The sequence below is a fragment of the Cyanobium sp. Alchichica 3B3-8F6 genome, from assembly GCF_024346435.1.
GTDB lineage: Bacteria > Cyanobacteriota > Cyanobacteriia > PCC-6307 > Cyanobiaceae > Cyanobium_A.
On sequence record NZ_JAGQCZ010000011.1, the window covers coordinates 19,570 to 38,307 of the forward strand.

General features: G+C 57.0%; 22 protein-coding genes and 1 tRNA gene. 19 read left to right on the forward strand and 4 right to left on the reverse strand.

Features of this window, described 5'->3' with window-relative positions:
• The first annotated feature begins 8 nt into the window (after nt 1–8).
• The 8 genes from KBY65_RS09950 to KBY65_RS09985 all read left to right on the forward strand — a co-directional run bounded on the left by KBY65_RS09950 (nt 9) and on the right by KBY65_RS09985 (nt 5,501).
• Complete coding sequence (locus tag KBY65_RS09950) at nt 9–818, forward strand: HAD family hydrolase (protein ID WP_255001485.1); 810 nt, start codon at nt 9–11, stop codon at nt 816–818.
• Nucleotides 819–844: 26 nt separating this feature from the next.
• Complete coding sequence (metK, locus tag KBY65_RS09955) at nt 845–2,092, forward strand: methionine adenosyltransferase (protein ID WP_094561579.1); 1,248 nt, start codon at nt 845–847, stop codon at nt 2,090–2,092.
• Nucleotides 2,093–2,111: 19 nt separating this feature from the next.
• Entirely contained in the window at nt 2,112–3,374 is a 1,263-nt protein-coding gene (locus KBY65_RS09960) for an FGGY-family carbohydrate kinase (RefSeq protein ID WP_255001486.1), read from the forward strand.
• A gap of 152 nt (nt 3,375–3,526) precedes the next feature.
• Nucleotides 3,527–3,793 (forward strand): DUF2470 domain-containing protein, encoded by a 267-nt coding sequence (locus KBY65_RS09965; protein ID WP_094561577.1) that lies wholly within the window; start codon nt 3,527–3,529, stop codon nt 3,791–3,793.
• 39 nt (nt 3,794–3,832) lie between these two features.
• Nucleotides 3,833–4,516 (forward strand): ComF family protein, encoded by a 684-nt coding sequence (locus tag KBY65_RS09970; protein ID WP_255001488.1) that lies wholly within the window; start codon nt 3,833–3,835, stop codon nt 4,514–4,516.
• A tRNA-Phe gene (locus tag KBY65_RS09975) sits at nt 4,507–4,579 on the forward strand. The genes KBY65_RS09970 and KBY65_RS09975 overlap by 10 nt, the downstream gene beginning before the upstream one ends.
• A gap of 41 nt (nt 4,580–4,620) precedes the next feature.
• Nucleotides 4,621–4,869, forward strand: coding sequence for a hypothetical protein (locus tag KBY65_RS09980; protein ID WP_094561575.1), 249 nt, complete (start codon nt 4,621–4,623; stop codon nt 4,867–4,869).
• Between the two features lie 29 nt (nt 4,870–4,898).
• Nucleotides 4,899–5,501, forward strand: a complete 603-nt coding sequence (locus KBY65_RS09985; protein WP_094561574.1) for a chromophore lyase CpcT/CpeT — start codon at nt 4,899–4,901, stop codon at nt 5,499–5,501.
• 21 nt (nt 5,502–5,522) lie between these two features.
• Here the strand turns inward: KBY65_RS09985 and KBY65_RS09990 are convergent, their stop codons facing one another.
• Complete coding sequence (locus tag KBY65_RS09990; RefSeq protein ID WP_094561573.1) at nt 5,523–5,972, reverse strand: hypothetical protein; 450 nt, start codon at nt 5,970–5,972, stop codon at nt 5,523–5,525.
• A 546-nt stretch (nt 5,973–6,518) separates the two neighbouring features.
• Here KBY65_RS09990 and KBY65_RS09995 point away from each other — a divergent pair.
• The 10 genes from KBY65_RS09995 to KBY65_RS10040 all read left to right on the forward strand — a co-directional run bounded on the left by KBY65_RS09995 (nt 6,519) and on the right by KBY65_RS10040 (nt 14,598).
• The gene (locus KBY65_RS09995; RefSeq protein ID WP_094559988.1) at nt 6,519–7,037 is read left to right on the forward strand and encodes a phycocyanin subunit beta; all 519 of its coding nucleotides are present in this window, start codon (nt 6,519–6,521) and stop codon (nt 7,035–7,037) included.
• A gap of 42 nt (nt 7,038–7,079) precedes the next feature.
• Nucleotides 7,080–7,568, forward strand: a complete 489-nt coding sequence (gene cpcA, locus KBY65_RS10000; RefSeq protein ID WP_094559989.1) for a phycocyanin subunit alpha — start codon at nt 7,080–7,082, stop codon at nt 7,566–7,568.
• Nucleotides 7,569–7,767: 199 nt separating this feature from the next.
• Entirely contained in the window at nt 7,768–8,184 is a 417-nt protein-coding gene (locus tag KBY65_RS10005) for a hypothetical protein (protein ID WP_255001491.1), read from the forward strand.
• Nucleotides 8,178–8,777, forward strand: coding sequence for a phycobilisome polypeptide (locus KBY65_RS10010; RefSeq protein ID WP_255001492.1), 600 nt, complete (start codon nt 8,178–8,180; stop codon nt 8,775–8,777). Before KBY65_RS10005 ends, KBY65_RS10010 begins: the two co-directional genes overlap by 7 nt.
• Before the next feature lie 56 nt (nt 8,778–8,833).
• Entirely contained in the window at nt 8,834–9,565 is a 732-nt protein-coding gene (locus tag KBY65_RS10015; protein WP_254987888.1) for a pentapeptide repeat-containing protein, read from the forward strand.
• A gap of 116 nt (nt 9,566–9,681) precedes the next feature.
• Nucleotides 9,682–10,566: a phycobilisome linker polypeptide gene (locus KBY65_RS10020; protein ID WP_255001536.1), complete on the forward strand. Its 885-nt coding sequence runs from the start codon at nt 9,682–9,684 to the stop codon at nt 10,564–10,566.
• 148 nt (nt 10,567–10,714) lie between these two features.
• Entirely contained in the window at nt 10,715–12,331 is a 1,617-nt protein-coding gene (locus KBY65_RS10025) for a phycobilisome rod-core linker polypeptide (protein ID WP_255001493.1), read from the forward strand.
• A 66-nt stretch (nt 12,332–12,397) separates the two neighbouring features.
• Nucleotides 12,398–13,138 (forward strand): phycobilisome rod-core linker polypeptide, encoded by a 741-nt coding sequence (locus tag KBY65_RS10030; protein ID WP_255001494.1) that lies wholly within the window; start codon nt 12,398–12,400, stop codon nt 13,136–13,138.
• Between the two features lie 279 nt (nt 13,139–13,417).
• Entirely contained in the window at nt 13,418–13,960 is a 543-nt protein-coding gene (locus KBY65_RS10035; RefSeq protein ID WP_255001495.1) for a phycobiliprotein lyase, read from the forward strand.
• 8 nt (nt 13,961–13,968) lie between these two features.
• Nucleotides 13,969–14,598 carry a chromophore lyase CpcT/CpeT gene (locus KBY65_RS10040; RefSeq protein ID WP_255001496.1) on the forward strand — a complete coding sequence of 210 codons (630 nt, stop codon included), beginning with the start codon at nt 13,969–13,971 and terminating at the stop codon, nt 14,596–14,598.
• Between the two features lie 303 nt (nt 14,599–14,901).
• Here KBY65_RS10040 and KBY65_RS10050 read toward each other — a convergent pair whose 3' ends face one another.
• Nucleotides 14,902–16,242 carry a HEAT repeat domain-containing protein gene (locus tag KBY65_RS10050; protein ID WP_255001498.1) on the reverse strand — a complete coding sequence of 447 codons (1,341 nt, stop codon included), beginning with the start codon at nt 16,240–16,242 and terminating at the stop codon, nt 14,902–14,904.
• A 435-nt stretch (nt 16,243–16,677) separates the two neighbouring features.
• A complete protein-coding gene (locus tag KBY65_RS10055; protein ID WP_094559995.1) occupies nt 16,678–17,106 on the reverse strand; it encodes a DUF2656 family protein in 429 nt (142 codons plus the stop codon).
• Nucleotides 17,107–17,178: 72 nt separating this feature from the next.
• Here KBY65_RS10055 and KBY65_RS10060 point away from each other — a divergent pair, with 72 nt between their 5' ends.
• Nucleotides 17,179–18,069, forward strand: a complete 891-nt coding sequence (locus KBY65_RS10060) for a HEAT repeat domain-containing protein (RefSeq protein ID WP_255001499.1) — start codon at nt 17,179–17,181, stop codon at nt 18,067–18,069.
• 19 nt (nt 18,070–18,088) lie between these two features.
• Here KBY65_RS10060 and KBY65_RS10065 read toward each other — a convergent pair whose 3' ends face one another.
• Nucleotides 18,089–18,709, reverse strand: a complete 621-nt coding sequence (locus KBY65_RS10065; protein WP_255001500.1) for a HEAT repeat domain-containing protein — start codon at nt 18,707–18,709, stop codon at nt 18,089–18,091.
• Nucleotides 18,710–18,738 lie beyond the last annotated feature (29 nt).

Below are 18,738 nucleotides of genomic sequence, written 5' to 3' on the forward strand. Positions count from 1 at the left end.
ATTCTCCGATGGCACAACTGCTCCTGCGGGGCCAGATCCTGGCTGATGCCACCGGCCATCCCCACCAGATCGACGCGGTGCTGTTCGACAAGGACGGCACCCTCTCGATCAGTGAGCCCATGCTCCATGCCCTGGCTTCGGCCAGGGTTTTTCATGCCCGCAGGTTGCTGCAGCAACGCCATCCGGAACTGCCGACTACCCAGACCGACGCGCTGACTGACCTGCTGCAGCGCGCCTATGGGCTGAGCGAGCAGTCCATCCACCCCGCTGGCGCCACGGCCGTCGGCTCCCGGGCCCACAACCTGATCTCCACCGCCACGGCCCTGGCCCTGGTCGGGCTGGGCTGGCCCGAGGCACTCGAGCTCAGCGAGGCCATCTTCGCCGCCACCGATGGTCTGCATGGGCAGGGCAGCCAGCATCGGCCGATCGCCACCGACGGGCTGCACACCCTGGTGGAGGCCCTGGCCGATGCCGCAGTGGCCTGCGCGGTGATCAGCAACGACGACAGCCCCGGCATCGAGGCGTTCCTGGCCAGTCAGCAGCTCAGCGCCCTTTTTCAGGGGTTCTGGAGCGCCGACCACAGCCCCCGCAAGCCCGACCCGGCCGCGGTGCAAGCCCTCTGCGCGGCCCTCGGCGTGGCGGTGGAACGATGCGCCCTGATCGGCGATGCCAACAGTGACCTGCGCATGGCCCGGCAAGCGGGGGTGCCGGTCGTGCTCGGCTATGGGGCGGGCTGGACCGTGGCCCCACCGCTCGATCCCAGCTTTGCTTGCCTAAGCCATTGGAATGAGCTGAAGGTGCAGACAACCAGCGCATAGGCTGGCCTCACGTTGATCAAGGCCGGATGAGCCGCTACGTTTTCACCTCCGAATCCGTCACCGAAGGGCACCCCGACAAAATCTGCGACCAGGTGAGCGATGCGGTACTCGACGCCCTGCTCGCCCAAGATCCGGCCTCGCGGGTGGCCTGCGAGACCGTGGTGAACACGGGCCTCTGCCTGATCACCGGCGAAGTCACCACCAACGCCCGGGTCGACTTCAACACCCTGGTGCGGGGCGTGATCAACCAGATCGGCTACAGCGGAGCCCGCGCCGGTGGCTTCGATGCCCACAGCTGCGCCGTGCTGGTGGCCCTGGATCAACAATCGCCCGACATCGCCCAGGGGGTGAACGAGGCCGACGACCACGACGGTGACCCACTGGATCTGGTGGGGGCAGGCGACCAGGGGATCATGTTTGGCTACGCCTGCAACGAGACGCCGGAGCTGATGCCCCTGCCGATCAGCCTGGCCCACAGGCTGGCGAGGCGCCTGGCGGAAGTGCGCCACAACGGCACGCTCGGCTACCTGCTGCCTGACGGCAAAACTCAGGTGAGCGTGGTGTACGAAAACGATCAGCCCGTGGCGATCGACACGATCCTGATCTCCACCCAGCACACCGCCGAGATCGATGGCATCTCGGAGGAGAAGGCCATGCGGGAGCGCATCGCCGCCGACCTCTGGCAGCACGTGGTGGAGCCCGCCACCGCCGATCTGAGCCTCAAACCCAGCCAGGCTGACACCCGTTTCCTGGTGAACCCCACCGGCAAATTCGTGGTGGGCGGCCCCCAGGGCGATGCTGGCCTCACCGGCCGCAAAATCATCGTCGACACCTACGGCGGCTACGCACGCCACGGCGGCGGGGCCTTCTCCGGCAAGGACCCCACCAAGGTGGATCGCTCCGCCGCCTATGCCGCCCGCTATGTGGCCAAAGCCCTGGTGGCCGCGGGCCTGGCCCGCAAGGTGGAAGTGCAGCTGAGCTACGCCATCGGCGTGGCCAAGCCCGTGAGCATCCTGGTGGAGAGCTTCGGCACCGGCGCGATCAGCAACGCCGACCTCACCGCCCTGGTGCAGGAGCATTTCGACCTGCGCCCCGGCGCCATCATCGAAACCTTCGGTCTGCGCCAGCTGCCCCAGCAGCGTGGCGGCCGCTTCTACCAAGATGTAGCCGCTTACGGCCACTTCGGCCGCAGCGACCTCAATCTGCCCTGGGAAAACGTGGAGGCGATCGCCGCCACCCTGAAGCAGGCAACCGCCGCCCAGGTCGCGGCCTGACACCGTTGACCAGCCAGCGATGACGACGCTGGCGCTGGGGGTGGATCTTGGCAGCAGCGGGCTGCGGATCGCCCTGGTCGAACCTGGCGGCGCAGCGTTGCGGGAAGAGACCAGCCCCTACCCCACCCGCCTCGAAGACCCCTGGAGCTGGGTGAACGGCCTGGTGCTGCTCTGCGCCCGGCTGCCATCCGCCCTGCGCAGCCGGGTGGAGGCTATCGCCATCGCCGGGACCTCCGGCACCCTGCTGCTGTGCCGCCCCGATGGCCAGCCGGCCCCAGGGGCCCTGGGCCTAGCCCTGCCCTATCACCGCTGCTGCGCCGGGCAAGCCCCAGCCGCTGCGGCCCTTGCCGCTGGAGGCCCGGCCGCCAGTGCCAGCGGCAGCCTGGCCCGGGCCCTGCACCTGCTGGCCGAGGCTGAGCACAGCGGCGCAGCGGGGCCCTGGCTGCTGCGTCACCAGGCCGACTGGCTGATGGGCTGGCTGCTGGGCAACTGGCGCCGGGGTGAGGAAGGCAACAACCTGCGACTGGGCTGGGATCTGCAGCGACAGCGCTGGAGTGGGGCGATCGCCGAGCAGCCGTGGGCATCCGCTCTGCCGGAGATCTGCGCCAGCGGCGCCTGCCTGGGCCCGTTGGCCCCGGCTGCCGCCGCCGCCCTGGGCCTGCCGCCCAGCGCCCAAGTGGTGGCCGGCAGCACCGACGCCAATGCCGGCGTACTTGCGGTGGAGCCCCGCAGTGGCGATGGCATCACCGTGCTCGGCACCACCCTGGTGCTCAAGCAGTTCAGCCCCAAGCCGATTGAGGGGGAGGGGATCAGCTGCCACCGCGTCGCCGGACGCTGGCTGGTGGGCGGTGCCTCCAATGCTGGAGCGGGCATCCTGCGGCGCTTTTTCAGCGACGGGCAAATCGCCGAACTCAGCCGTCAGATCGATCCCAGCCAGCCTACGGGGCTGCAGCTGCGCCCTTTGCCGGCCCGCGGGGAGCGCTTTCCGGTGGACGATCCCAACCTGCAGCCGGTGCTCGAGCCCCGCCCGATCAGCGATGGGCGCTACCTCCAGGCCCTGCTGGAGGGGCTCACCGCCATCGAGCAGGCTGGCTGGCAGCGCTTGCGCGCAGCCGGCGCACCGCCCCTGGAGCGAGTGATCACCCTGGGGGGTGGTGCCCGAAACCCCCAGTGGCGCCAGCTGCGGCAGCAGAGCCTGGGGGTTCCGGTGCTGAACCGCCCTGGGCTGTCCGCGGCCCTCGGCATGGCCAGACTGGCAGCAACCATTCTTCCCCCGCCATGAACGACCGCCTGCGCTCGGTGATCTCGATGGGGGTGTTCGTGGTGCTGGCGGGGTATGTGAGCTTCAGTGCCATTCGCCTGGGCATCCTGCTCTGGCAGCGCTTCGGAGCCGGCTGACGCCAGAATCCGGCCACACCCCCGCTGCGCAGCGCCATGGCCGCCGACCCCCTCACCCCCGCCGTGAGCGATCGGATCTGCAAACACATGAACGACGACCACGCCGAAGCGGTGGTCGCCTACGCCCGCCATTACGCCGGCATCGAGGCCGCCACGGCGGCACGCATGGTTGCCGTGGGGCCGGAGGCGATGCAGCTGGAGGTGGATGGCCAGATGGTGGAGGTGCGCTTCGAGCACACCCTCAGCGACAGCGACGACGCGCACCGCACCCTGGTGGCCATGCTGCGGGCCATGCCCCGCTAGGGCGTGGGAATCCTGCAGCCAGTGCCGCGTCCACCCGCCATGGCTGCCTGGCCCACCGGCCCCTCCCCCCTGGCCGCAGGGTTGCTCCGGCTGTTGCCCCTGCACTGGATCGCCCAACCTCCCAAGCTGCACGCCGATCTCGCCGCGGCATTGCCACCGGGCGGATTCCAGGGCGCCGGGCCCCTGCGCTGGTGGGCGGCGGGCCTGTATGAAGGCGCTGTGCGCCGGCAACTGCTGGAGCTACGCAAACATCCACAGCCACCCCTGGTGGGGGTGTTGGTGGAGCACCTGGCCGACGCCCTTGCTGCCGAAGCCTGGGAGCAGCCGCCACTGCTGGTGCCGATCCCCAGCTGGAAACAACGGGCGAACCCCCTGCCGGGTCTGCTGGGCCGGGCCCTGAGCTGGCGGCTGGGTTGGCAGCAGTCGCCCCTGCTCGAACGCAGTCGGGCGGTGCTGGGCCAGCACCACCTGGGCCGCGAGCTGCGCTGGGCCAACCAGGCCGGTGCCTTCCGCTGCGTCGCCCCCGAAACCTTGCGGCGCCGGCCCCGCCCACCGGTGCTGCTGATCGACGACATCCTCACCACAGGCGCCACCGCCTGCGCCGCCGCATCGGCCCTGCGTGAGCAGGGGTGGTGCGTGGCCGGCATGGCCTGCCTGGCCCGCACCCCCTGGCAGCGCCGTGATCTAAGATCCAAAAGTCGCTACGGCGACAGGCCGGGATAGCTCAGTTGGTAGAGCAGGCGATTGAAAATCGCCGTGTCCCCAGTTCAAATCTGGGTCCTGGCATTGTTCGACTGGCTGCGGCCCAGGCGCGTTTTCCTAACACCATGCGCGAGCCACCAGCAGACTCCAATCGGCTGTTCAACAACGCCGACAGCTTTGCCCAGGCCTTCGATGAAGCCTGGAAGCAGCACGAGCAACGCGACCCCCACCATGGCCTCGACCCCGCAGCCAAAGTTGAGCTGATGCTGGAACGCCTGGCCGAGCACCCCTTCCTGCAGAACGACCCCACCCTGGCCCGCCAGGTGGCGGGTTTCCGGCTAAGGCTCTTGGGGCTGACGGGGCTGAGCCAGTAGCTTCAGGCGCGGAGGCACGGTCTGGCGTGATGGAGAGCTCACTGGAGCGGTTGGTGCGGATGCTGAGCGGTGGCTTCAGCAACCAGGAGCAGGCTTTCGAGAACCCGCCCCTCTACGCCCACATCCTGGTCAAGTTTCGTCCGCTTCCCCAACTGGAGCCGGGTTCCTTGCTGCTCGAGCAGAGCTACGCGATCAACCCTGCGGCGCCCTACCGCACTCGGGTGCTGCGGGCCGAGCGTCAGGGGGATCAGCTGATCATCCGCAACCAGTCCCTGGTGGACGACCAACGCTTCTGGGGTGCAGTGGAGGATGCCGAACGCCGCAGCCTGATCCAAGCGGAGGATCTACGGCCCCTCGAGGGATGTGCCTACGTGGTGCGGGAAGAGGGTGATGGCTTTGTGGGTGAGGTGGAGCCTGGCTGCCGTTGCCTGGTGGACCGCAAAGGGACCACCTCCTACCTGGTGAGCCGCCTCGAGCTGCATCGCGATAACATGCGCACCATCGACCGCGGCCACGACCCAGTGACCCACGAGCACCTCTGGGGCTCGCTACCAGGGCCCTTTGAATTCACCCGCACCGACGACTACAGCACCGAGATCCCCGACAGCTGGAGGGAAGCCTTCAGCCGCTGAACCAGCGAAGGCATCAACCCCTCAGGCACTCAGCTCATCGAGGAACGGCTGTTCCTCGGCAAACAGGGGCTCATCGGCAAAGGCCTGCTCCGCGTCATCGAGAAATGGATCCTCGCTGGGGGGCTCCTCCATCACGGCCTCCTCTTCCATGGGCGCAACGGCGGGGACTACTGCAGGAGCAATGGAGCGCAGGTGGCGGGCCGCCCCCGTGCTCTCCAGCCCGCTAAGCAGGCCCTCCAACTGAGCCAGGCGATCCTCCGTTTCACCGAGCCGCAGCTCCGTGTCTTCGGCCACCACCCCGAAACCGGAAGCGGAGCCATCCAGCAACGGCTCCACCTTCAACTCCTGCGCCACCAGTCGCTCCTCCAGCTCGAGCAGCCGGAAGGTGAGGGTTTCAGCCACCTCAGAAAGGGTCTGCAGCTGGTTGGCCAGCCGCTGGGTGAAGTCTGCAACCTTTAGATCAACAGACATAACCAGTGCCGATGGGATGGGCGGATGGTATCGGCGCAGCCCGTGAGCGCTAGGTCCAGACGGACCAGAGCCTGCCGCGCAGTATTTGCAACGATTCACAAAGCCTTGTGAACCAGTCAAACAAGACAAAGGGGCGCCCCCCCATGACAGATGCAAAGCGACCAAACCAATGCGCATGCAAAGCGGTGCTTGCAAGCCAATTCGCATTGGCCAGGGAATGCCTCAAAAGCTCGGGTCATTGCTCGATCGCAAGCTGTGGATAGCCAAGCTTTTTGAGAACCACACCACCAACAGCATTGTCGAGCTAAAAATGAGGCACCTGCCATGGCCACCTGCAACGAGAAGAGCCCTCCAGGCCTTGGGGCAGTGACCGTTTGTTAAGGGAGCAGTAGGCAGGCAGGCATCTTGATGAGAATGGGTGCACCAAGTTGAAACAGCCAGGCTGCTGCTCTCTGCCCACAAGAGGCACTGCGCTCGCCTTGGCCCTGACCAGCCTGGAACCCCTATCCACCCTTCCGACTATTCGTCGCGACTAGGAGCCTCCCAATGTTCGACGCCTTCACCAAGGTTGTAGCCCAGGCTGATGCCCGTGGCGAATTCATCAACGCCGGTCAAATCGACGCGCTTGCAGCGATGGTTTCCGAGAGCAACAAGCGGATGGATGCTGTGAACCGCATCACCTCCAATGCATCCAAGATCGTCACCAATGCGGCCCGCGATCTTTTTGAAGCTCAGCCGGCGCTAACAGCTCCTGGGGGGAACGCCTACACCAGCCGCCGCATGGCTGCGTGCCTACGCGATATGGACATCATCCTCCGTTACATCACCTACGCCATTTTCAACGGCGATGCATCCGTGCTGGAAGACCGCTGCCTCAACGGCCTGCGGGAGACCTACCTGGCCCTCGGCGTTCCTGGCGCTTCGGTTGCTGAAGGTGTTCGCAAGATGAAAGACGCCGCCATTGCAATTGCCAACGACCGTAACGGCATCACCCAGGGAGATTGCTCAGCTCTAATCAGCGAAATCGGGACCTACTTCGACCGCGCTGCAGCAGCCGTCGGCTGATCAGCTCACTAAAAAGCCAAACCAACTTATTTCCCCTTTCCAATGAAGACTCCCCTTACCGAAGCCGTCGCAACCGCTGATTCCCAGGGACGGTTCCTCTCAAACACTGAGCTCAACTCAGCTTTTGGTCGCTTTGACCGCGCCAAAAATGCTCTCGCAGCTGCTAAGGGCCTAACAGCTAACGCAGACAACCTGGTCAACGGCGCTGCCCAGGCCGTTTACAACAAGTTCCCCTACACCACCCAGATGCAGGGTGCAAATTATGCCGCTGATGCCCGTGGTAAGGCTAAGTGCTCCCGCGACATCGGCTACTACCTCCGCATGGTCACCTACTGCCTCGTGGCTGGTGGCACCGGACCCATGGATGAGTACCTGATTGCCGGTATTGATGAAATCAATCGCGCTTTTGAGCTCTCCCCCTCCTGGTATGTTGAAGCTCTTAGCTACATCAAAGCCAACCATGGCCTTACAGGCGAAGCAGCAACAGAAGCAAACAATTACCTCGATTACGCAATCAACGCGCTTGTTTGATCAGGCTTCCTGTTAAAAGTGATTAATAGCCTCCCCTAAGCAGGGGGGGGCTATTTTTATTTAAAAAACAAAAGAAATAAAGAGTTGCACACAGAATCAGCATTAAGGCAATAGGCGTGTTGCATTAAGCGCGCGCAAAGATTCGGGAAAGACTCTAGACAGCCCGGTAAAACCATCCTACTGCCAAAACAAAAACACCATGTCACCCAATGAAACTTTTAGCATTAAAGACTTAATAAACCAAGCTGGAGGAGAACAGGAGATTCAGTACGGTACCGACGAGGCTCGCTTGCGCATAGACCTAAGAATTGACGACATTGGGATTTGGAAGGCCTATCACAAGAAACATCCTGGCAACCAAAATCTTTTACTTGCCTGCGAAAGGAACAGCGGAAAACTGTCAGACACTAATCTGACCTGGGTTGTCGGAGCAGCAATCCGTTCAGCCGTGGCTGAAGGAACGTCCGGAGCAAGGGATCTACTTAAAAACCTCGGTGTGTCAGAAGAGCTAGTGGATCTGGCATCTGAACACTGTCCAGAACTTGGCGAGACAGCAGTCTGGGCATTCCATTTGGAACGACATGGCTGGCTAACCGCTACTCCTGTAGAATGGTGAAACTGACTAGAGAAGCTCAACAGAAAATGGAGATCAGCCAACTTGCCAAGGATGCAAAAGTATGCGGCATAAGCAATCGCAACAGCATCCCCGAAGCGGCAAGGGTGTTGATAGCTAAAGCCGATACTTCAAAACGGTTCCTCAGCGCAGAGGAATCAAAAGCAATATGTAACTATTGCAATACTTCAGAGGATGCCATTGGGCTACTAATAGCGGGGTCAAACCAGGTAATTGATGAAGCAAGGCGAGATTTACTAACCCAACAACCACAGCTCACAATGCCTGGCGGAGGGCTATTCCCGGAGCCACGAGCAGAAGCCTGCTGGCACGATTGCCAACAGTTTTTGCGGGTGATAATTTATGGGGTTGCATGCGATTGCACAGATATAGCAGACATAGAGGGCATGATTGCATTGCGTCATTTATACAAGAAAATGGAAGTACCTATCACTGCGATGATGTATGTCCTAGCTCGGATGCGTGCACTAACCACACGAGTCCTAGAAACTTCAGGGCATGCTCATGAGGCAACCTGTCTCAACAAAGCTTTTGATAACCTGACCAACGCTCTGCTACCAACCGAGCAAAGCTAGCGCTAGCACGGAACGTAAATGTGTCTAATTACTAGAAAATCAAATCCTGCCTGAAAATGTACCAAAAGCATCAAGCATTTTTGTTACCGGAAGATCCAAGCCAATGGAGTGCTCCTGAGAAATGCGAACCAACTGCGACGCAGCATCAACACGTAGACGCGCGCGGTGCAAGCTGGAACAAACGTGTTCTACAACCACTTGACCTGCGTCAGGCAAACCTTTGTCGAATGGATATAAGGGGAACAGACCTCAGCGCCTGCCTACTAGAAGGATGCAATTTAACACTTGCTCGATATGACAAAAAGACTCGTGTACCCGCTGGCTTTGATCTTGAAAAGTCAGGAGCGGTAGGCCCTGGTGCAGCTCTTAATGGGGCTTTTTTGAATGGTGCAGATCTCAGGGGTATGGACCTACGTAGCACCAACTTCATGGGTGCGTACCTAAGCGGATGTGACCTCAGTGGTGCAGTATTAGACGGAGCACGCTTTGTAGGAGCAGACTTAAGATTTGCAAAAATGCAAGGTAGTCGTTGCATAGGCGCACGCTTTAACGGTAGTCAGTTGCAACAGGCAGACTTTAGAGCCGCTAATTTGGCAGATGCAATCCTAGATGAGGCTGAAAGTATCAAGGGCGCTGACTTCAGTCAAGCCACGGGTTTGGACAAGATGCAGCTAGCCAACCTCCTAACTCGCTCTCATATCGAACTGGATTGCTGGAACCCACTCACTAGGCAAGCGACTCGGACGACACTGGAGTCGCTGCTGGAATCGACAACAAAACCCGCATAGGGTACTCGCAGTGGCAGACAAAGCGAAGCGGTTAAAGCAACATCTTGAGATTCGTGAAGTCGAAGTAGAGGGTTGTGAGGGATCAGAGATAATGGCCAGGTGTCGCCATGAAAATCATGCCGTTTGGTCCAGCCTCGATCCTGGGTGTGGAGAGCTTCTCCCAAGAGTGCGAAGCACCACGTGAGCTAGTGCCAAGAGACGACGACCAAGCGAAGGAGTCAGTAATCCGGGCTGTCTACAGACAGGTTCTTGGAAATGCCTACGTGATGGAGAGCGAACGACAAATTGTTGCAGAATCGCAGTTAAAGCTTGGTGAAATCAGTGTTAGGGAAATGGTAAGACGGATCGCAAAAAGCGATTTATACCGTACCCGTTTTTTTGACTCGTGCGCACGCTACCGCTATATCGAACTAGCTTTTCGCCACCTACTCGGACGTGCTCCAGCAGATTTTGAAGAAATGCGGGGGCATGCCGAAAGACTAGATACAAGTGGTTACGAAGCAGACATCGACAGCTTCTTAGATTCTGACGAATATCAGAACAACTTTGGTGAGTGGACAGTGCCATATCAACGTGGGTGGAAAACAGAATCCTGTGCAACGCTTCAAGAGTTCACCTGGTCATTCCAGTTGCTACGTGGCAACAGCAGCAGCAGCCTAAAAGGCAACTTGGCTGGAATCAGGAGCCGTCTTGGCGGTGCTGCCTATCAGAACCGCCCCCTTCCTGTGGTGGCTCCCTCATCACAAGATACCCAAGGCTGGAGCTACCGCCCAGCTGCCAACCTGACAGATCCCGTTACACGGATTGGTGTACTCGCAGGCGAAACAAGCAAAGTCTATCGGGTAGAAGTCACCGGCTATCGGGCCAATAACGTGCGACCCACATCACGCTATAGGAAAGCAAACAGGGTATTCTTCGTTCCCTTCAATAAGCTTTCAGAGCAATATCAACTTATCCACCGCGAGGGGGGCAAGATCGCAAGCATCACACCATTAGACTGATCCATTGCTCCAACTAGCTCTGTTTGACAATAGAGCTTCCGATTCAGCAGTCAAAATTAGTTGGATGCCGAAAGACATCCAAGCAATTATATTCTAAAAAGCAAAGCAAGTCTTTTACCTGCCACCCCCACTTCTCCCCCACCCGCCCGTGACAGCAAATCAAAGCAATTCACTTGACTTCGGAGCCACTCAGCTGCTTGAAGCACCAGCAAGGTTTTCTCGACAAAGGACTGATGCCGTAGAAACTGCCACAAGCGAAGATCAATTTCGCAACCAGCAGCTATTAAATACACCGTCTGCATTTACTGCAAACGACAATGCTGCTTTTCACATAGCAGTAAGAGCTGCGTACCGGCAGGTATTCGGCAATGTTCAGCCGATGGAAAGCGAGCGCCTGCTGAGTGCCGAATCAAAATTACGCAATGGGGACATAAACGTACGGGAATTCGTACGTAGATTGGCCCAATCCGATTTTTATCGCTCACGCTTCTTTGATGCCATGTCTCCGCATCGAGCAGTTGAGCTTAACTTCAAGCATTTGCTGGGCCGCCCCCCCCAAAATCAAGAAGAGGTTGCTAGCCATGTGGCTTTAATTGCCACAAGTGGCTTCACAGAAGAAATCAATAGCTATCTTGATTCCGATGAGTATCTAAAGTCCTTTGGCGAGGAATCAGTTCCATACCAAACAAGCTGGAATTCACCAGTAGGCCAGCCTCAAGCAGCGTTCAACAGGATTGCAGCACTTGAGCAGAATTTCGCTGGCAGCGACACAGCCGTAGGAACCAAAAGTCAACTGCTAGGCAATCTAGTTAGCGGCTACAGGCTCTCAATAAGAGTGCCTGCACAGGTTTACCGATCTGCTTCCCTTAGTCAAACGGGAGGAACAGCGGCTGGTTCGGGCGGTATGTTAGTGCCTGTCAAGCGGAACAGTGCCGATGGAGGCGACTCGACACCAATGCGTGGTGATCTATACGTTGGCTTTGGACTTGGCCAGCGCCAGCAGGAAGTATTCGAGCGCTGCAACGGTGATTCAGCAGATCAGATTACTGCGCTGATCCGCTCGGTATACCGCCAAGTGCTGGGCAATCCCCATGTGATGGACAGCGAACGCAACTTAACAGCAGAAAGCCAGTTTGCTGAGGGAAGGCTCAGCACTCGCGAATTTATAAGAGCTATTGGACTTTCTTCAGATTATCGCCGGCGCTTCTTCGAAACAAATGCTCCCTACCGTTTTGTTGAGCTGAATTTCAAACACATTCTAGGCCGAGCACCAGCATCTCAGGCCGAGATGAGTGATCATCTACAAAGGCTAGCCATTGACGGCTATGAAGCAGAAATCAACAGCTACGTTGATAGCGAAGAGTATCAGAACACCTTCGGCGAAAATACTGTTCCCTATCTGCGTGTAGCCACAGAAAATGGACGCGAACAAGTTTCCTTTAATCGGCACATAGCACTAGTGCAAGGCTATGCAGCCAGTGACACCATTCAATGTGCCTCAAGCCTACTGAATTCAGTAGCAACAAGATCTACCCCTACAAACTGGACAAATACAACCGTAAGGATTAACAGGCTTAGTGCAGCCTCTGGATCAGCTGATCCCACATCCAAGCGTTTCCGTATTGTCGTCAATGCCCAGCCAGCAGGCGGCCGCCAACGCAACCCGAACGCCAGTTACGTAGTAAGCGGCAATGAGATTACCAGCCAACTAGGCTACATCCATAGACGCGGTGGTCGGATCATTTCTGTGACCGAAATCACCTAGAAAACACTGGTTCATTTATTCGGGACAACTACTGTTTCTGAACTACCGCCTACCAACCTAAAACCCATGGAAATCGAAACTCTTGACCGGCCCAATTCGGGTTTACGCCAATCAGAAGCACAAGCCCAGCTGAAAGCCGCCTACCGCCAGGTATTTGGCAATGCACACCTCTTTGACGAAGAGCTCTCAGTCTCTGCAGAGAGTTTGTTCATCAACGGCGACCTCACTGTGCAGGGGCTGATCAATGCTCTAGCCCTGTCCGACAGCTATCGGCGGCTCTTTTTTGATGCAAATGGCCCCTATCGGTTTGTTGAACTCAACTTCAAGCATCTCTTAGGCCGTGCCCCACGAAATCAGGCTGAACTGAGCAAGCATGTTCAGCTCCTGGCCGCAGAAGGATACGAAGCAGAAATCAACAGCTACATATACGGAGCCGAGTATCTAGAGGTCTTTGGCTTTGATATAGTGCCTTATGACAGGGGAGTGGAAAGCCAGAAAGGTGAATCCAATCTTACGTACAACAGAACACGTGCATTGACATCGGGCTTTGCAACTTTTGATGGTGACGAACAATCACAATTATTAGTCAGCCTGGCGACCACTTCGCCCCCCGGAGGCAGTCAAAAAACACCCGGGCCAGGTGGTCGCAACAACCAGCGCTACGCTATTCGCTGGACAAGTGCTAATCCTGTTGGCCTAAATCGAAGCGTAACGCAAACGACAACAGTTCCCTTCAGCTCGCTATCATCAGCGATCCAATCAATTCATCGACGTAGGGGTCGTATCGTGTCAGTACGAGAGTCCTAATTTAAATGAAATTGGAAGCGGCTCAAGGCTGCATTTAGTATATAGTGCTGCAACAATTGAGCCGCCTCCCAAAAGCATCAGCAACAAGCACCCTGGCTACAAACCATTGATTTAATGGACAATCACCATCTCAAAGCAGAGTGCTCCTGGAATGATCAGAGCACTACAAAGACACGGCCTGCGATCAACATGATGATCGATACATGGGTACACATGGTTCAGGCAGGTCGTCTGCCATCTGCACGGACAACTCACAGAAACAAGGCCTGAGCAGCGTTGATGCAGCTGGAATCTTTTGTAGCTCGTAGCCTAGGCCGCTGGCGATCAATGAGAAGCGGTCATTCTCTTGCTTTTCAGCAATTTGAGGATGTTCGCAGTTCAGTATTGATTGAACCAGTTGGACTCCAAGATCCGTTGGTTCTTCAGTTAATTAGAGAGTGCAAAATACACGACGCCAACCCCCTTCTGCCATTCCGAATGGAATGGAAAGCAGAAAGTGACTGGGAGCCAGAGGGGCCCAGTGAAGTATCAGCAGGATCATGCATCCTCGTTCCAATCCCACTTGATAATCAAAAAGGAATCTTACTGCGAAGTGCTGGATATGCAGAGGCGGAGCAAGCAGTATCAAACTATGCCTTTTTAGAAGATGATACTTTTATACTCACTACGCAATACGGTCAATCGATTGCAGAGGAAAGGATCTGGTTCGTATCTGAGAATGTTCGCTGCCGCTCATCAGTGCTGCGAACCTCGGCCGGCTCAGGAATACTGCAAACATCCTTCGCATCTGAAATCAGACGTTTAGATTCCTTCAGCCAATAGAGTTCACGATGATAGGTATTACCCTGAAATTCGCTAAAATTCTAGCTGGGCACTACAGTAATTTCTCCCAGGCACAGCAAGACCCCGTAAATTTCGCCCATATCAATATCTATTTTCGCCCGCTGCCTTGGGAAGTATTTCAGGGCCCTGGCTTTTACTCCGAGCAAAGCTATGGGCATGATCCTTGGCGACCTTATAGGCAAGGCGTACATCGACTGATTTCAACCGAGAAGGTGCAGATTGTTGAGAATTTTGGATTCGACCAACCAATTCGCTTAGCTGGAGCAGGCTTCACGCCTAAACTGCTTAAGCTTATTCATATTGATCGCCTTAAACAGCGCTGCGGTTGTGCGATGCATTTCCAAGAGACGACACCGGGTTGCTTCAGCGGAAAGGTAGAGCCTGGGAATAAATGCCTAGTGCCACGCGACGGGCAGCCTACCTATCTAGTGAGTGAGGTGTTGGTTGATCATGAAAACTGGATTAGTAGAGATCAGGGTTTTGATCCAGCTACTAATACCATGCAATGGGGCTCTGAACATGGGCCACTACGTTTTGAACGCGTGGCTAGCTTTGAGAATGAGGTGACAGCTGAGTGGGCACGTCTAATTAAACATAAGGGAGAAGAACCTAAATAAGTTGGATAAAACTGAAACACTGCAAACTGACGGAGAAGCTATCCGCCAATTCCGTAGCTGGATTCGCTCGCAGCACCTGGTTTGCCAAGGCCAAGACTTTATTTTTGAAACAATCGATCATAGTCAGCTTGAGCGTTTTGAAGCCTGCCTAAATATGATTGGTGGGCAAGTGCGGTCTGTAAGAGCAATTGGAAACTGGCCCATGGGGCCCCGTCGAACATTCAAGATCCTGAGAGCTGACGCAGCTGTGCCGAGGCCCAAAGGCCTGGAAGTCCAACGCTACTGGGCTGAGCGTGGCTCCTTTCAGACCCGGTTTTCTGAAATAAGCAGTTGACGCCTACGATCTACTAAAACATCAGGATCCTGCACGGCAAAAGCATTCTGTAAAAGCTGAATTATTTCATGGTTATTCCCAACATCAATTGAATCAAGACCTATCAATGCCGCATAACGTAGCTCCCAGCTTGGCGTGAAATCGGAGGACAAGAGCTGCCGCACACTTTTGCACCATATATCAGGGAAATGCTTATTCAAAGCCAAGCAAGCAGCCGGTCTTGATTTGCCGAATTGTGGGCGCTTGCTATTCATAGCTTCCAGCAGCAATGCCTCAATCTCAGAAGTAGCAGCGCAAGGCCAGATATCCACACTACCAAGAAGCTGAATGAAGAAGTAATGAGCGCCGTAGTCATTAAAAGCATCCTCCTGCCATCGCTTCCAGAAAACAGGCCAGAGCTCCTCTGCTGGCCTATGCTTCAATGTGGACAATGCTAGGTAGCAACGGCTAAAGTCAGTACCAAAAAACTCATCAAATAAAAATAATATGGTGGGTTCAGCGTCGTAGCAGTGCGCCAAGACCAAATCCTCTGGCTGATCCAACATCAGCGAATCTAAACAAGTAAGCAGGTCAAGGCCTGCATATGCTTTTTCTTGGCCCGGCCAGAGTGTCCGCAGAGCGCGCAACCTGAACACAGGGGACACGGGCGCCTTGAGGATCGAAGGCAGTAGATATGTAGCTCGACAGTCAATTAAATCCTGAATCGCCGACTGCCGGTCCATTTGATTAGGCAGGGTCAGGTGGTCTTCCAACTCTTGAAGGCGACTGCTATCGCCACTGAGCTGTGCAACCCCGGACAAAGCAGCGCCGCGAACCCCTGGATTCGCATCATCTTGCAGCGATTGAAGTACGGGCAAGGCCCCATGCACTTCTAACCCAACAAGAGCCTGGATAAGAACCCTGCGGCTCTGGCCTGGATCATTAAGTAATAGCAGCATCGCCTGATGGAGTTCAACATCCTGGCAATTGAGCTGAAGAAGGGCCCAGGCGGCATTTTCAATGAGATAGTGATCGTTACTCCTTAGGCAACGCCCAATGCTGGGTATGGCCCGTTGAACCCCAAGCCTGCCCAAAACTTCGACCGCTTTGCGGCGCGCAAGATTAACCGCCTGTTCGCCCGAAGAATTATCAATGAGCCGCAATAATGCCTCCTCCGTTTTATCGCCGGGGAAATTCACGAGATGGGCGGCCGCCATGTAGTAGTCGCTGGCAGAATCAAGCGAGTCAAGAGATTGTTCAAGAATCGCTAGCGCATCATGATGGCTGAGCCCGGGATGAATATTGTCATAACTGTTGCTGGAGCTTGCCAAAATACTGTCCTCAAAAGTCAAAGGGGGCGAAGCTGTGTAGCTCAACATTGGCCTGATCCCAACTCTGATGGCCGGCAGGGCAAGCGCGCTGAAAGTTTAAGAATTATGTGTCTTGACGCAACCCGGCCCGGTCACGTTCAATATGAAACCATCTAAAATAGACGCTCGATGGGACCCCATCAATGTGGTGCACTTCTGGTTGTTACAAGCATCAATTCTGAAACTCCCCAGAGAGTTGCTCAGAAGCTGCTAGTTCCGCGCCATATGCTGAGCCATACCATGCAGCAACTACACCAGAACGGAATCCCTGTTACGAAGGTGGGAACGCTAGAGGCTTCCAACTCGGCTTCCGCAGTGGCGACCCAATTGGCTGCCGACCCAGGCGAATCACCCAAAGCTGGACGGCAATCCCCTCGCCGCCGCAAATAGCCCAGCTCAGCCCTGAAGCTCGAACACGCCATCAGGAGCACGCCCCTGTTTGAGCAATTCCCAGTTGATCGACTGAAGGAAAGCGGCAGTGTTTAGAGTCTCCACCACATCGACCCCCCAGTCGCCCCTCTGCAGCAACGCTCCAGAGGCTCCTTGATCGTCCTTACGACCACCCAAGGCCAAAAGCTGGCACGCATCATCTGTAGCGCCTGTAGAGCAGCGCAGCTGACGCCAGGCTTGGAGCATGGCCTTGGCCAGATCAATGGGCAGCAGATCCGCTTCCACCTGAACCAACCAGTGGGGGTGGCTAAGTGCCTGAACATGGAAATCGGTGGATAGGTGCGCAACAAGCCCCGCCGCCAGATCGGCGGAATTGAGGGCTTTCAGGCTTTCGGAAGCCACCTGAAGGTTGTGGGAGAGCAAAAAGCGTGTCATGTCCTGATCTTGTTAAGCCCACCATAGGATCGCAGCGGCTATCCCTGATAATTTGTCCAATAGGAGGGAACCTTGTCTGCCGAGCTGTCCGCTACCCCCGCATCTGGGATCCAGCAACTGAGCGTCGAAGAAGCCAACATTCTGGCTACAGAGCTGCGTTCCCAACTTCGTCAGGGGTTAGTTCCTTCATCCGACACCCCAGCAATTGAGCGCATGGTGGCTGGTCTCGGCGATACCAGGGGCTTGATGCGGCTCACCTTTGCCGAAAGCCTTGGAGCAGTGGGTGCTGCAGCGGTGCCAACACTCTGCCGTGCATTGCAGTCTCACGACAACGTCACCGTTCGACGTGCTGCAGCTAAGACTCTGACCCTGATTGCAGATCCAGCTGCCTTGCCCGTCTTACTCGAAACCCTGCTCTCAGATTCGGATCCCGTTGTGCAGGGATCAGCGGTCGGAGCGATGGCTGCAGTCGGCGAGCAAGCTCTCGATCCACTCCTCTCAGTGCTGGTTCATCCAAAAGCTTCGGCCATGCAGCAGGGGCTGGCCAGCTGGGGGATTGCTTTTATCGGCGCCAAGGCGCCCGAAGCGCTTCGCCAAGCAGCCAGCTCTCCTGATGCCAGGATAAGAGCGGCAGCAATAGCAGCTCTCGGCGAACAGATCCAGGCTCTGGGGGATGACGAGGCGAGGCAGCTGCTGCTAACCGCGCTGGGTGACCTGGACTCCGAAGTGCGGGCAGAAGCTGCAACGCTGATGGGGAAGTTGCAGGAGCCAGAATGGGCCTGTCCGCGCCTGCTCCCCCTGCTCACCGACTCGGAAGAACAGGTTCGCAAAAACGCTGCTCTATCGCTGATGAAGCTAGGAGCCAGGGATGCATTGCCTACATTACAAGCAAGTGTGGAACAGGAAGTACAACCTGGAGTCAGATTAGTGCTCGAACTAGCAATCAGTCAGCTGAGCAAGTGAGGATGCTTATCGTCCCGCGTCAGCCCGGCTGAGGTTGACGCGCTTGCAGGTCACTTATTCGAGCTAGGGCTGATTCAAGGGTCTCTCGCACATAACTATCTACCTGTGGTTGATGCTGCAGATCCTTAAGAATCGGTTCGATTGCAGGATCATCAATCTGGGCGAGTGCATTGACAGCAGCTACCGCTTGGGCTGGATTATCTCCACCCACCACTCTTAGCAACAGCGGCACCGCCTGCCCACCAACCTGCCCAAGGGCCATCACCGAAGCAACAGCCACAACGGGTGAGTCGTCGCTGAGTGCCTCCTCAAGAGCCCGCATCGCTGTCTCGGGGAAATGGATACCAGGCTGGTTTGAAGCCACCTGGGCATAGGCCTTCACGCAGCTGGCGCGGATAGTGCTGTCCGTGCTAGCCATAAGAAGATCCGCCAAGGGCAGCAAGGCTGCCGCACCAAAGGCGCCAATACCACGAACAGAAGCCCTGCGTAAAGCTATATCCGGTTGGGCCAACAGACCAAGCAGGCGAGGAAGAGCTTGCTGAGGCCAATCCCTGACCATAGCCATAAAAGCCTGGCTTTGAATATAAGGATTAGGGTGGGCAAGATCATCAAACAAGATATCTAATGCGTCCATTTCCATCGAGGAGAGGGGGTAGGCGAGGGCTGATT

Bases quoted from the DNA above. Each gene is read 5' to 3' on its own strand.
- KBY65_RS09985 (WP_094561574.1), top strand. From the start codon at position 4,899: ATGGAGAGCTCACTGGAGCGGTTGGTGCGGATGCTGAGCGGTGGCTTC.
- KBY65_RS09995 (WP_094559988.1), top strand. From the start codon at position 6,519: ATGTTCGACGCCTTCACCAAGGTTGTAGCCCAGGCTGATGCCCGTGGC.
- KBY65_RS09970 (WP_255001488.1), top strand. From the start codon at position 3,833: ATGGCTGCCTGGCCCACCGGCCCCTCCCCCCTGGCCGCAGGGTTGCTC.
- KBY65_RS10055 (WP_094559995.1), bottom strand. From the start codon at position 17,106: ATGACACGCTTTTTGCTCTCCCACAACCTTCAGGTGGCTTCCGAAAGC.
- KBY65_RS10020 (WP_255001536.1), top strand. From the start codon at position 9,682: ATGCCGTTTGGTCCAGCCTCGATCCTGGGTGTGGAGAGCTTCTCCCAA.
- KBY65_RS09950 (WP_255001485.1), top strand. From the start codon at position 9: ATGGCACAACTGCTCCTGCGGGGCCAGATCCTGGCTGATGCCACCGGC.
- KBY65_RS10065 (WP_255001500.1), bottom strand. From the start codon at position 18,709: ATGGAAATGGACGCATTAGATATCTTGTTTGATGATCTTGCCCACCCT.
- KBY65_RS10040 (WP_255001496.1), top strand. From the start codon at position 13,969: ATGATAGGTATTACCCTGAAATTCGCTAAAATTCTAGCTGGGCACTAC.
- KBY65_RS10035 (WP_255001495.1), top strand. From the start codon at position 13,418: ATGCAGCTGGAATCTTTTGTAGCTCGTAGCCTAGGCCGCTGGCGATCA.
- KBY65_RS09990 (WP_094561573.1), bottom strand. From the start codon at position 5,972: ATGTCTGTTGATCTAAAGGTTGCAGACTTCACCCAGCGGCTGGCCAAC.
- KBY65_RS09960 (WP_255001486.1), top strand. From the start codon at position 2,112: ATGACGACGCTGGCGCTGGGGGTGGATCTTGGCAGCAGCGGGCTGCGG.
- KBY65_RS09980 (WP_094561575.1), top strand. From the start codon at position 4,621: ATGCGCGAGCCACCAGCAGACTCCAATCGGCTGTTCAACAACGCCGAC.
- KBY65_RS10015 (WP_254987888.1), top strand. From the start codon at position 8,834: ATGTACCAAAAGCATCAAGCATTTTTGTTACCGGAAGATCCAAGCCAA.
- KBY65_RS10030 (WP_255001494.1), top strand. From the start codon at position 12,398: ATGGAAATCGAAACTCTTGACCGGCCCAATTCGGGTTTACGCCAATCA.
- KBY65_RS10005 (WP_255001491.1), top strand. From the start codon at position 7,768: ATGTCACCCAATGAAACTTTTAGCATTAAAGACTTAATAAACCAAGCT.
- KBY65_RS10010 (WP_255001492.1), top strand. From the start codon at position 8,178: ATGGTGAAACTGACTAGAGAAGCTCAACAGAAAATGGAGATCAGCCAA.
- KBY65_RS09965 (WP_094561577.1), top strand. From the start codon at position 3,527: ATGGCCGCCGACCCCCTCACCCCCGCCGTGAGCGATCGGATCTGCAAA.
- metK (WP_094561579.1), top strand. From the start codon at position 845: ATGAGCCGCTACGTTTTCACCTCCGAATCCGTCACCGAAGGGCACCCC.
- cpcA (WP_094559989.1), top strand. From the start codon at position 7,080: ATGAAGACTCCCCTTACCGAAGCCGTCGCAACCGCTGATTCCCAGGGA.